The sequence below is a fragment of the Microbacterium neimengense genome, from assembly GCF_054782995.1.
The window spans coordinates 1-13023 of sequence record NZ_BAAGRK010000001.1 but is presented as its reverse complement, the minus strand read 5'-3'; the positions used below and the strand labels follow the sequence as shown (position 1 = coordinate 13023).

Below are 13023 nucleotides of genomic sequence, written 5' to 3'. Positions count from 1 at the left end.
CGTGCGCCCGGCCACGACCCGCGATCACTCGAGCGGACCGCACTGGTCGATGCGATAGAGCTCCGTGTCGCCGTCAGAGAGCACGAGAGTGAGCAGTCCCGCCTCGACCGCCTGGTGGGGACCGGGGAAGTGATTGCCGGAGGGGTCGCCGCCGCCGAACTCGTGCGGCGAATACGTGACGTAGCGCACGTGCAGACGGTCGAGGGCAGCACAGACCTCCGGATTCGTCCCGATCTCGGCGAGATGCCACGCCAGCGTGAGTCGATCCGCGTCCCACTGGCCGTTGACGTGCGGGAAGACCGGCTCACGCTGCCCGTACACGCCCGTCAGCGCGGATCCGTCCCAGGGATCGCCAAGAACGCGCTGCGCGGGCGGGACGATCGCGCCCAGGTCGGCGAAGAAGTTGATCTGCGCGCGCGAGACCACCTCGCCGCGGGCATCGATCGCGGGCATCCGGAACACGTCTCCGACGGCACTCGTCGTCCCGCCAAAGGCGAGTCCCAGCGCCGATGCGGCCGCGACCACCCAGGCGAGGACGACCGCCGGCCACGACCGGGGGCGCTCCGAGGCCGGGCGAGCTCGGCGGCGCCGCGTCAGGAAGAGCACACCCGCGGTGGCGAGCGTCACTCCGAGCAGAGGCAGGATCGAGCTCAGTCGATACTTGTCCTTGTACCAGAGCGCCGTCGCGAGCTTCGTGACGACGTCGTCCGATCCCGCGGCGAGGACGTACAGGAGTGCGACCAGCAGGTACGCGCCGACCACCCACCTCGTCCGGCGTGTCCGTCCGAGCGCCACCATGCCCACGATCATCACGACGGCGAGCAGCAGCGCCGGGAAGACGACGGTGCCCGCCCCGCTGGGCCACGATTGGGCGAGGACCTGCCAGACCCCATGCCCCACCGACTGCACGGCTCGCGCCTGCGGCCCCCCGAGCCGGTCATCGAGGGGTCGCGTGAACAGCCCGAGCCTGACGACGACGTACCACACTGCCACGACGACGCCGAGGAGAACCACGACAGCCGCCGCCAGAGCGAGGCGGACGACCCGCGCCCGCCTCGCTCCGCCGCCGCGCCACCCGCGCCGCGCCCACCCCAGCGCGGCGGCGACACCGGGAATCAGCAGAATGAGCGCCCAGCTCGCCAGTACCCGGGGCTGACCGAAGGCCACGGCTCCCGCCGTCACCCCTACGGCGGTGAACGCCCACCATCCTTCGCTTCTCACAGCACGCGGCCGCATGAGTCGGCGCGCCGCGACGATCGGCGCCGCGATCGCCGCCGGCAGCGCCGCCGTCGCGAGGAATGTCGGGTAGAGAGTGCCCCACACCAGCAGCGAGTACGGCATCGCCGTGAACACCGCTCCGAGAGGAAGGGCGACGAGTGCGACGGTCGCACCGTCCGCACGGGGAAGGATCACCTGCGCGAGCCACACGACACCCGGCAGCCACAGCGCCGTGGCCACGGCCAGCCACACCGCGTTGACGGCAACGGCCACCGAAGATCCGGAGAGCTGCACGACCGAAGCAACGAGCGCATGCCAGCCTGCAGGGTAGAAACCGAACGCGGAGTCCGTCTCGATGAGCGTGCGCAAGGTGAGGGACGACGCGTCGCCGTGCTCGAGGATCGACCAGATCGCGGAGAGGTGGAACACGTTGTCGTACGTCTGGCTGATCAGGTCAGGGCTCGACACCGCCGCGAAGGACACCACTCCCATCAACGCCGCCGCAGCCGCCCACGTCGCGACGACGGCACCGTTGATGCGCAACGCTTCTCGCTGCGCACGCGGGGCTCGCGTGCGCAGAAGGAAGACGAGCAGCGCCACGGGAACCGCCAGCGCGAAGGGCTGCCAGGCACCGTACGGCACCCCGACCGCAGCGAAGACGATCCCCGCGACCCCGAGCAGAAACACCGACGTCGGCCCGGCGAGAGCCACGCGCATCACCCGCGGCAGCCGCAGAGGTGCGAGGACCATGGCGCCCGGCCCGAGCAGCACCAACAGGGCAGCCGCGGCCGCGGGCACGATCGCCCACCAGGTCGACATCGTCATCTCAGGCGAGCTTGTTGTGCCACATCGAGAGCGCAGACCCGATCGCCATATGCATGTCGAGGTACTGGTAGGTCCCCAGGCGCCCACCGAAATGAACACCGCTCTCGCCGCGCTGGAGTTCGCGGTAGGCGAGGAGCCCCTCGCGATCCGTCGGGGTGTTCACGGGGTAGTACGGCTCGTCGCCCGTGTCCGCGAATCGGGAGTATTCCCGGACGATGACCGTGCGATCCTCGGGGTAGCGCTCCGCTCGCTCCGGGTGGAAGTGCTTGAACTCATGGATACGCGTGAACGGCGTATCCGCATCCGCGTAGTTCATGACGCTCGTGCCCTGGAAGTCGCCGATGTCGAGGACCTCCTGCTCGAAATCCAGCGTGCGCCAGGAGAGAGCCCCGGCTTCGTAGTCGAAGTAACGGTCGACCGGCCCGGTGTAGACGACCGGGACCTGCCCCACGACGGCCGCGCGATGGAGGGGCTGGGTCTCGTCGAAGAAGTCGGTGTTCACCGAGATCTCGATGTTGGGATGGTCGGCCATGCGCTCCAACCAGGCCGTATACCCCTCGACGGGAAGACCTTCCCACGTGTCGTTGAAGTAGCGGTTGTCGTATGTGTAGCGCACGGGCAGCCGGGAGATCACCTCGGCGGGCAGTTCGCGGGGATCCGTCTGCCACTGCTTGGCGGTGTAGTCGCGGATGAACGCTTCATACAGTGGACGACCGATCAATCCGATCGCCCGTTCCTCCAGGTTTCGCGCACTCTTCGGGTCGAATTCCTCGGCCAGTTCGAGCACGCGCGCTCGGGCCTCGCTCGGTCCGAGCGCCGTGTGGAAGAACTGGTTGATTGTGCCGAGATTGATGGGAAGCGGATACACCGTCCCGCGGTGGGTCGTGTAGACCCGATGGACGTAGTCCGTGAACGACGTGAACCTGTTCGCGTACTCCCACACCGTGGCGTTGGACGTGTGGAAGAGGTGGGCGCCGTAGCGGTGGACCTCGATGCCGGTGACCGGCTCCGCCTCCGTGTAGGCGTTTCCGCCGATGTGAGCACGGCGTTCGATGATCCGCACTTTCCGACCCGCGGATGCGGCGCGTTCCGCGACGGTCAGACCGAAGAAGCCCGAACCCACAACGAGAAGATCCATGCGTGATGCCATGCCTTTCCGGCGTCTCGCGCCCGTGCCAGTCTACGGAGACTCGGGAGGGCGACGTGCAAACCTCCGGTCCCAGGTGGTCGTCGCCGACAGCGACGGCGCAGCAGCCGCGTACTGACGGGCCAGCGAGCGCCACCTCAGCCGCATCCGCACCCGCGAGAAAAGAGCATCGCATGCCAAGCGCGCCGCGGTCGCGCGATCGCGGCGCATCACGAACACACCCGTTCCGGCCGCGGACTCCACCACCGCGCCATCGAGGAGACCGAGCGCCCACCATTTGCCCTGGGCCCGCGACAGCCGCATCGGCGACGACTCCCTGCGCGCCCGGCGCGTCTGGTGAACGAGGACACGGAGCAGGCGTCGCACCAACGCGACATGCCCCTTCGGCGGCTCCACTCGGGTCTCGACCGCGGCGGGGGCGTCGCGGACAAGGGCCTGGCCCGCTTCGGCGAGAACCGCTGCGGGCCGCTGCGGGCCCGCGATCAGCGTGTGCTCCAGATGTTGCGGGCCACCGAGGATGTCGCGCAGGGCCAGCACCCGAAGCGCGGCCGATCCGTACTGTGCGCACAGGATGTGGTTGAGATCCTGGGCGAAAGATGCCGCGAGCACGTGCGGGCCGCCATGCAGGAGGGCCGTGACGATGCGGTTGCGCAGCTGGAAGTACGCCTGCCAGTCGAGCCCGTCATCCTTCGCGGTCCACGGCATGTGCCACAGCGCCGCCCCCGGGAGGGTGACGGTGTCTACTCCGCGCGCCGCGGCTCGCAGACCGAACTCGGCGTCGTCCCATTTGATGAAGAAGGGCAAGGACGCCCCGACGGCGCGCACGACGTCCATGGGGATCAGACACATCCACCAGCCGTTGAAATCGACCGCGATGCGTCGGCTGAGCGCCGGCGTGTTCTCGACGGTGTGGACGGCCAGATCCACGTCGGACAGCGAGGGCACCACCGGCATCCACCACATGTCGCGACGATCGATGCGTTCCCCGAAGGAGTGCAATCTCGTCGGCTCGGTCAGGCTCAGCATCTGCGCACCGACGATCAACGGCTCCGCGGCGAAGCGCGCGAAGGCGAGCATCCGAAAGATCGACTCCGGTTCGAGGTCGACGTCGTCGTCGAGCAGGAGCACGTGCGAGCTGCCCGAGCCGGACGCCGCCGACATCGCACGACTGAATCCGCCGGAACCGCCGAGATTGGGCTGACGCACGACGCTCAGCCTCTCCCCCAGCGTCACCGCGGCGTCGTCGAACCCCGGCGCGTCGACCAGGGCCCGAGTGCCCTGGTCGGCGACCACGACCTGCGTCACCGTGTCCAGGACGTCGGGAGAGCTCCCCAATCGCGCCAGGAGCCTGACGCAGTCCTGTTCCCGGTTGTAGGTGGTGATTCCGATCGTCAGCGACGGCTGCACCGCGGGCCTCGCGCGCACTTCCCAGCGGACGTCGGAGACGACAGCGTCGCAGCCGGCCGCGGCGACATCGAACCACAGCCACGCGACGTCTTGCGCGAGCGCGGTCTCCCACTCGTGCCTTCCGGCGTCGAGCGTTCTCGTTCCGAGCATCTGAACCTCTCCCGCGGTGTTCGTGCGGCGCAAGTCCACGCGGACGGAGGCGTTCGCGTGGAAGACGAGTCGGACCTGCCTCACGTCGGAGCGCGCACGCCAGTGCTCGGCCGGGAATGCGCCGAAGTACGTCGCCGACGTAGCCCGAGTGCCCGCGGACACAGCGAACGCGGTACGTGTCGACGATGCCGCGCCGGAGACGTAGAGGCTCTGCCGCGCCGGGTCATCGTGGCTTGCGCCGGCGATGCGGTGGACCGGGTGCCAGAGCTCGCTCATCGACCGCGCCGGGTCCGCCGACGCTCGCGAAGGAGGCGGGTGAGACGTTGGCCGATCGAGAGGCGCTCGTCGAGCTGACGCGCGACCTCGTCTTGGACGTAGCGCGCGAGGTACAGCGCCAGCCCGGGGCCTTCCGCGGCGACGTACGCCCGAAGGGCTTCGTCGCGAACGACGCGGTCGTAGTACTCGTGCTCGCCCGCGAGCGCATACATGCTGTTGCCGATTTCTCCTGTGACGCCCCGGCGCTGCATCCAGAATGCGAGCGGTTCGCCGTCGATGAAGCCGATGCGGTGAACGGCCGCGGCGCGCAGGTTGAACTCCCAGTCCTCCACGGCGTGGAGGTCCTCGCGGTAGTAACCGACCTCGTCGTGGAGTCGCCGCCGATAGAGATAGGAGATCGGCACGGCGCGGTTCACCTGCAACAGATCCGCGTAGGTGATGGAAGCTAGATGCGGCCAGAAGATCGCTCTGCCGGTCTCGACGAAGCGGCCCTGGCGTTCCTGCTCGTAGACGATCTCCGTTCTCACGACGACCCCGATCTCGTCGGCGTGCTCATCGAGATGGGAGATCGTGCGGGCGAGGAAGCCCGGATGCCAGAGGTCGTCGTCGTCGTGCAGCACGATGAACTCGGTGTCGAGCGCGCGGACGCCCTGGTTGGCCGCGGCGGAGCGACCGACGGGGGCGGGATTGTGGGTGACGCCGACGCGGCGTCGGAGCTCGGGAGCCAGCTCCGCGATCGCTTCGTCGACCGCGTCGCGGGAGCCGCCGTCGTTGACGATGTGCACCTGCCAGCTCGGCGACTCCTGGCCGACGATGTCGCGCAGGGCCCGCCGCAGGAACCAGGGGCGGTTCTTGGTGCGCAGCACGATCCCCGCCCTCACGGAGTTTGCGGCGTCGGCCGGCGTCAGTCTGGGCTGGGTCATAGCGCACCGACCATATCATCGGCGTTCTCGACACCGGCCGATACACTGGGAGCGATGCTCAACCGCGTGCGCTCACTGTGGCGGGCGGCGCGACGCGTGCCTCTCGTGCGACACCTGCTGACCGGAATCGATCGACTCTGGTGGGCGCGGACGATCGGTCGCGCACAGGTCGTCGACCCCGAGATCGTGGCGGCGCAGCTCCGCCGCCCCGTCAGCTCCCGGGCTGCCATCCGTCATTACGTCCGCGGCGCACACCGCGAAGGGTTCACTCTGAATCCCTTGTTCATGGAGGCCACGGTCTCCCGGCAACTCTCGGACGCCGACCGCGTGCCCGCACTCTACGCCTATCTCATCAATGACCCGACCCGCATCGTGACGAGTCCGAGCTGGGATGCGACCGAGCTCGTCCGGCGGCGGCCGGAGGCGCTCCGTGATCCGGGCGGGCCGCTCGGATTCGCCTGGCGTGATGCTCGGGCAGGCGGCAGCCTCCCCGTCCGCGGCGGCGAGATCAGCGCGCAGCGACTGTGGGCGGCGGTGGCGGCCTCGGCGATCCGCACGCCCGCGGAGCCCGGGCTTGTCACCGACCGGGCGCTGATCGTCTGCGTCGTCGGCGCTCACGAAGTATCGCCGGATCTCGCCCTCGCGGCGGCGGCCGCGGCGGCGCAGCACCTCGACGCTGACCTCGACGTCGTTCTGCTCGACGACGCGTACTCCACGCGGCTGCATGCCCGCATCCTCGCGGCCGGGGATCCGCGCATCCGCGTGCGCCGCCCGCAGGACGGGAGATGTCCGTCTCCGGCACGGCGGGAGGGTAAGGGGCTGACCGTGTACCGCGGACCGGGTGCCGAGGTCACGGAGCCGATGCTGGTCGACCTCGCCTCCTGGGCCGCCGACGGTCCCGTTGCGCCGTTGTGGGTGTCCGGCGCGGGTGTCATCCTCTCAGCGGGCGCCGTCTGGCGCGGCGGCGCCCGGTACCGACTGCTCGAGGGTCACACCGTGGAGGATGCCCGCCGCCTCGGCGATGCGATATCGGTGCCCGCGCTGGACGCACCGCTGCGCGCGTGGCCGGAGGGCACCTCGGGAGAAGGCGCCGGTCGCACCCTCACCGACCTGGTCGTCATGACGCCTGGGCCCTGCGACCCGCTGCCCCTCGACACCCGCGCGACCGCCGTCGACGCGCCGCGGACACCGGACTCCGACGTGGACGCGATCGTCGCCGCCGCCGGTCTGCGCGTGAAGGCGGGCAGCGACGTCCCGGTACTCGAGCGAGTCCCCGGCACCCCACGGCGTTGGGCGATCAAGACCGCCGCTCCGGCCGGGCTCGCCGGCGAGTCATGGGGCGAGACCCACTTCGCCCGCGCGTTGGCCGCATCGCTCGAACGACTCGGCGAGCAGGCCATCGTGGACGCTCGCGCGGCCGTGGATCGGCCCACCGCCTCGCTCGACGATGTCGTTCTGGTTCTGCGCGGTCCGCACCGGCTCGTCCCGCCCCGTGCGGGCCTGCGGATGCTCTGGATCATCAGCCACCCCGATGAGATCACCGCGGCAGAGCTGGACGACTTCGACGTCGTCTTCGCCGCATCAGAGGATTGGGCCGCACGCGCCTCGGCACGGTTCCGCCGAACGATCCGTCCGCTTCTGCAATGCACGGACGCGACCCGGTTCCGACCGACCGGTGCACCCTCGACAGGCGAGATCGTCTTCGTGGGAACGGCGCGCGGGATCGCCCGTCCGGTCGTCGTCGAACCGCTCCGCGCAGGGATCCCCGTGCGCGTCTACGGACCCGACTGGCGCGGATACATCCCCGCCAGCGCTATCGCGGCGCGGGGGATCCCGAACGACGAGCTTCCCCTGCGGTACGAGACCGCCTCCGTCGTCCTCAACGACCATTGGCCCGCGATGCGCCGCGAGGGGTTCATCTCGAATCGACTCTTCGACGTCGTCGCCGCCGGCGGCCGGGCGATCTCGGACCATGTCGTCGGCATCGACCGCATCTTCGATGGAGCCGTGCAGACCTTCCGATCGGCGGACGAGCTCATCGCGATGTTGCAGGGAGATCTGGACGCGCGCTTCCCCGACTCGGAAGCGCTTGCCCGCACGTCCGAGCACATCCGCCGTTCCCACTCCTTCGACGCGCGCGCGAGGGTGCTGGTCCTGACCGCGGACGGTTCCTAGACCCGGGGCCGCGCTCCGCGCGGAAGACGCGACCGCAGCGCCCGCAGGCCTGCGCGCAGACGCGCCCCGAGGCCGGGCCACGTCACACGCACGAGGATCCTGGCGAAATCCCGAACCCTCGCGTCGCCGAAATGGCCCAGAGCAGTGAGGGCACGATGGTGGGCGGCGGGAGTTCCCGGAACCAGCGCGGTCAGCTGGTCGAGATCGAAGTCCAGCGCCGTCAGGCTCAGCGCCAAGTAGTCGCGCGTGAGAACCGTGCGCGTGACGTAGCCGGCCTCGGCGGCGGCGTAGGAGGGCATCCGCTCGAGGACGTGCGCCAAGCCTCCGTCGCGATACTGCTGCGCACCGCCGAAGTCCGGGTAGTCCCACGACCGCGAAAGCAGCACCCGCAGCGCATCCGGACGCGCGACGTACATCGAGCCGTACGGGGCGAGGGGTGAGCTGTCGTCCAGCGGAACCCGGATGCCGAGTTCGTCCGCCAGCCGAACAGCGCCCGGCTTGTTCGCCCACCACGCCTGTCCGAGCGTGGGGTATCCGACGTGGATCATCGGGGGAAAGACGATGCCGAGCTCCGGACGCCGCTGGAACATCGCCACGAGGTTGCTCGCATACCCCCTGCTGTGAAGGAGGTTGTCGAACTGCTGCGCGGCGAAATGGCGACCGATGTTGAGGCCGTCCTGCGGTGTCCGCTTCGAGTGGAGCTTGACCACGAGGTCGTAGTCGGCGCCCACGAGCACATCACGCGCACCGACGAGGAATGCGCTCTGGTCGCGCCCGTCGTTGGAGGCGACGACGCGAACCTCCCACCGCCGAGGCGGGATGCGGCGCGCAACGATTGCGGCGCGCACAGCATCGGCCTTCGCCGCGGTCGGCGTCGTCACCACGAGGTCGTATCCGTCGGGGAGCATGTCCGCCAGATCCAGAAGGTCGTCCGTCATCTCCTCGTAGAAGATGTGGGCCACCACCGCGATCCGAAGCGGCCGTGTCGCGTCGTACGTCCCGTCGTTCTCGTCCGGCAGCACATCGAGCAGCGCCAGGTTCGTGTGGAGGAGCTTCGGCTGCACGTTGTGCGCGAGGTCGGCCCAGAGCGGCGCCGCGGGGTAGCCCGCGTCGACGAGGTCGCGCAGCACCGCGGCACCGTCGACACTGCGCTCGCTCAATGCCAGCGGCGGATGGAAGAACACCCGACGCTTGAGGATCGGGCAGCCCTCTTCGATGAGTCGACGAGGCTCCCACAGGGAGGGGTTCTCGGTCGCGAACGCATCGAGGTCGAACGCGACAGCCGAGGTGAACCCGCGATCGGTGAAGTAGGCGGTGAAGTGCGACTCATGGCTGAGGACCGCCGTTCGGTAGTCCAGCCGTGCCGGCAGCGATGACCAGTAGCGCGGCCACTCCGGGCTGCGCAGCATCTCGCCGCGCACCGCCAGCCAGTACGACTGGAGGTGGTACGCGACGGCGCCCGTGCCCGTCAGCGGATGCGGCGACGCCGCCGCGTGCGCGGTCATTCCCCAAAAATGTGTCGGGCGCGCATCCATCCGCGCGAACAGCGCGTCGAACGATCCGATCGGCCCGTACCACGTGTCGTTCGTGAGGAGGAGCTCGTCGTAGCCGAGAACGTCCGCCCCGAGGTGATCGAGCGTCTCCCGCTGGGCGCCCACGTCGATGCCCGTGTTCTCACGGACACGGATCTCGTCGCACAGCCGTTCGACGCTCCGGCGTGCACTGTCGTCGATGGCACCGTTCACGACCACGATGAGTCGGTCGGCGTGGGGTCGGAGTCCTTCGAGCGCTCGCAGGACGTAGTCCTCCACCGCGCCGCGCCTGTCGTAGAGCGTGTAGATGACCAGTCGACGTCCGGAAGGCGGGAAGGTCGGGGCAGGCGCATCCGTCATGAGGACTCCCCCCGTCCGCCGCGGCGCGTGAGCCGGGCCAACGCCCGCACGAAGGACAGCGCCGGGTGCGCACGCGCGCGCGCCATCATGCGCACCACGTCGAGCTGGCGGGTCCGCCCGCGCCATCCGATGCGCTGGAGGAACTGGATCTGTTCGAAACGCGGGCCTCGTGTCGTCTCGAGGAGCCGGTCGAGGGCGTACTCCACCGAGGTATGCGAACGTGCGGCGCGCGTCGGATCGGTCACGGTCAGCGTGATGAACCCCGCCTCGCCGACCGCCTGAGCCAGAAGCAGTCGCTGCACGACCGGATCCACGTCGAGGTCGCCGACCATCCTCGCGACGACGTCGAGGGCATCGGGGCGTGCCGCCCACAGGCCGCCGATCGGTGCGAGCGGGCCGAACTCGTCTGTCGGCACCGAGATGCCGAGGTGCGAGGCAGCGCGACGGACGTGTTGGCGGTGATGCTGCCAGTCGACGGCGGCGGGAAGTACGCCTGCCAACGCCTCAGGGGGAAGCAACAGACCCGCCTCCGGACGCCGATGCAGCAAGGCCACGATGAACCCGAGGGGATCGGACGATGACCACAGCGCACCCCACTGGTGTTCTCGGAGGAATCGCTGATCGGCGTCGCCTTCGTCCCAAAGGCTCGCATCGATGTGCGCGAAGAGGTCGTATCCGTTCCGAGCGCGGTCGATCGCCTCGCGCAGCACGGCGCCGCGCGACGCCGAGGGGGCGATCTCGGGCGCCCGGGCCGCATCGACGGCCGACCACGCCGCCGAGATCTCTTCCGGGTCCTCCTCCGGAGCAGCGACGAGCACAACCGGGGTGTCTGCGGGGAACACGGCGACCGCCCGAGCGACGTCGGCGAGCGAACGCGCGCGCACCGATTCGACATACACCACCGCGGAGCCCTCGACGCGGGGATCCGAGTCGAATCTCACCTCGAGCGAGGCGAGGGCGGAGTGGAGTGTACGCGGGGCGACATTTCGGGCCAGGTCATGGTAGACGAGCTCCACGGGGTACCCGTACTCCCCTGCCAGGCGAAGGACATCGCGTGCGATGACGGCGTACCGGATCATGAAGGTCGGATGGTGGAAGAAGAGACGGCGCTTGAGAAGCGGGCAGCCGTCGCGCAGAAGCAGATCGGCATGGAAGATCGCCGGGTTGTCGCCCGAGTACTCGGCGCTCGGGAAGGCCGTCTCTACGACGAATCCCTCGGTCTGGAACCACTCGGCGAAGACGAGCTCGTGATGGCGCACGGCGTCGTCGTAGGTGACGATCGGGGCGAGCTCTCGCCAGTAGCGAGACCATGCGTCCGAGAGGAAGACGGAGCGGCGAACCGCCAGCCAATACGACTGCAGGTGCCAGGGCACCGGCTCCCGTCCGCCCGCCGGGTCCCCCTCGGCTCGCGGATGCTCCGTCATGCCCCAGATGTGCAGAGCTCGCCTCGCCATGCGTGAGAAGACATCGGTGAAGGGTTGCACCGGTCCGTACCAGGTGTCGTTCGTCAGGATGAGCTCGTCGTAGTCGCGCAGGTCGTCTCCGAGGTGCGCCAGCGCCTCGCGTTGCGCCTCGACATCGAAGCCCCGATTGGAGCGGACGAGAACCTCGTCGACGACGGTCTCCAGTTCGGCGCACCCCCGCGACGATACGGACCCGTTGACCACCGCGAGGATGCGAGTGGCGTGCGGCCTGAGGCCGCGCAGCGCGTGCAGGATGTAGTCGCCGACCTCACCCCGCCGGTCGTAGACCACGAAGATCACCAGACGGCGGGCTCCGTCGGGCAGAGGAGCGGCTAGCAGCGGGGTGGGCGTCACCGCGTGCCCTGAGCCAGCACCTTCAGCAGATAGGACCCATAACCGCTCTTCACGAGCGGCTCCGCCCTCGAGCGGAGTTCGTCATCGCTCAAGAATCCGAGTCGCCACGCGACCTCCTCGGGGGCACCGATCGACAGACCCTGACGCTTCTGCACCGTGCGGATGAACTCGGTCGCCTCCGCAAGGGAATCGAAGGTGCCCGTGTCGAGCCACGCCGTTCCACGCGGCAGCAACTCGACGCGAAGCGCGTCCCGGCGCAGGTACTCCTTGTTCACATCCGTGATCTCGAGCTCGCCGCGCGGAGAGGGCCGGAGGTTCTTGGCGATATCCACGACGTCGTTGTCGTAGAAGTACAATCCGGGAACGGCGTAGTTGCTGCGGGGAACGGTCGGCTTCTCCTCCAACGACACGACCCGGCCCGAAGCGTCGAACTCGACCACTCCGTAGGCTGTCGGGTCGTCGACCCAGTATCCGAAGACGACGCCGCCTTCGAGCTGCTGATACTGACGCAGATGCGTGCCCATCCCCTGCCCGTAGAAGATGTTGTCGCCCAGGACGAGGGCCACCGAGTCTGAACCGATGTGCTCTTCACCGAGGATGAACGCCTGTGCCAGACCGTCGGGACTCGGCTGCACGCGGTAGGAGATCGACACGCCGAACTGCGATCCGTCGCCGAGCAGCCGCTGGAACTGCTCCGCGTCGTGAGGCGTCGTGATGACGAGGATGTCGCGGATCCCGGCGAGAATCAGAGTCGACAGCGGGTAGTAGATCATCGGCTTGTCGTAGACCGGGACCAGCTGCTTGGAGACGCCGAGCGTGATCGGGTGCAACCGCGAGCCAGTGCCCCCGGCGAGAATGATGCCGCGCATGGCCTCAAGTCTCCCCGATTCGCCTGGGTACCGCCAATCTGAGCGGCGCAGCACCGCAACCCGGAACGATAGCCTTGGAATCATGCGGAAGATTCTCGTGACCGGTGGTGCCGGGTTCATTGGTTCGAATTTCGTGCACCATGTGGTGGGGAACACGGATCACGAGGTGATCGTGCTCGACAAGCTCACCTACGCGGGTAACGAGGCGTCGTTGGCGGGGCTTCCCGAGGATCGGGTGCGGCTGGTCGTGGGCGATATCGCCGACGCGGCGCTGGTCGATGAGTTGTTCTCCCAGGTGGATGCGGTGGTGCATTACGCGGCCGA

General features: G+C 68.9%; 9 protein-coding genes. 2 read left to right on the top strand and 7 right to left on the bottom strand.

The features are described from left to right. Positions 1 to 24 precede the first annotated feature (24 nt). Genes ACYVJS_RS00045 through ACYVJS_RS00030 form a run of 4 tightly spaced genes read right to left on the bottom strand, consistent with a single transcriptional unit; the run spans position 25 to position 5946 of the window. A complete protein-coding gene (locus ACYVJS_RS00045; RefSeq protein ID WP_460736571.1) occupies positions 25 to 2043 on the bottom strand; it encodes a DUF6541 family protein in 2019 nt (672 codons plus the stop codon). A gap of 1 nt (position 2044) precedes the next feature. After that, positions 2045 to 3181 carry a UDP-galactopyranose mutase gene (gene glf, locus ACYVJS_RS00040; RefSeq protein WP_460736568.1) on the bottom strand — a complete coding sequence of 379 codons (1137 nt, stop codon included), beginning with the start codon at positions 3179 to 3181 and terminating at the stop codon, positions 2045 to 2047. A gap of 42 nt (positions 3182 to 3223) precedes the next feature. Next, positions 3224 to 5023, bottom strand: coding sequence for a glycosyltransferase (locus tag ACYVJS_RS00035; RefSeq protein WP_460736566.1), 1800 nt, complete (start codon positions 5021 to 5023; stop codon positions 3224 to 3226). Then, positions 5020 to 5946, bottom strand: a complete 927-nt coding sequence (locus ACYVJS_RS00030) for a glycosyltransferase family 2 protein (RefSeq protein ID WP_460736564.1) — start codon at positions 5944 to 5946, stop codon at positions 5020 to 5022. The genes ACYVJS_RS00035 and ACYVJS_RS00030 overlap by 4 nt, the downstream gene beginning before the upstream one ends. 54 nt (positions 5947 to 6000) lie before the next feature. Between ACYVJS_RS00030 and ACYVJS_RS00025 the strand changes: the two genes are divergently transcribed. Continuing rightward, a complete protein-coding gene (locus ACYVJS_RS00025) occupies positions 6001 to 8121 on the top strand; it encodes a glycosyltransferase family protein (RefSeq protein ID WP_460736562.1) in 2121 nt (706 codons plus the stop codon). Here ACYVJS_RS00025 and ACYVJS_RS00020 read toward each other — a convergent pair. From ACYVJS_RS00020 to rfbA, 3 genes are read right to left on the bottom strand one after another with little or no spacing between them, the layout of a single operon-like run. After that, a complete protein-coding gene (locus tag ACYVJS_RS00020; protein WP_460736560.1) occupies positions 8118 to 10013 on the bottom strand; it encodes a rhamnan synthesis F family protein in 1896 nt (631 codons plus the stop codon). The two genes, ACYVJS_RS00025 and ACYVJS_RS00020, sit on opposite strands and share 4 nt — an antisense overlap. Further along, positions 10010 to 11830 (bottom strand): rhamnan synthesis F family protein, encoded by a 1821-nt coding sequence (locus ACYVJS_RS00015; protein ID WP_460736558.1) that lies wholly within the window; start codon positions 11828 to 11830, stop codon positions 10010 to 10012. Before ACYVJS_RS00015 ends, ACYVJS_RS00020 begins: the two co-directional genes overlap by 4 nt. Continuing rightward, entirely contained in the window at positions 11827 to 12699 is an 873-nt protein-coding gene (gene rfbA / locus ACYVJS_RS00010) for a glucose-1-phosphate thymidylyltransferase RfbA (protein ID WP_460736556.1), read from the bottom strand. Before rfbA ends, ACYVJS_RS00015 begins: the two co-directional genes overlap by 4 nt. Positions 12700 to 12781: 82 nt before the next feature. On the opposite strand from rfbA, the gene ACYVJS_RS00005 reads away from it, so the two are divergent. After that, positions 12782 to 13023: NAD-dependent epimerase/dehydratase family protein (locus tag ACYVJS_RS00005; RefSeq protein ID WP_460736554.1), on the top strand; the 242-nt coding region annotated here is incomplete at its 3' end.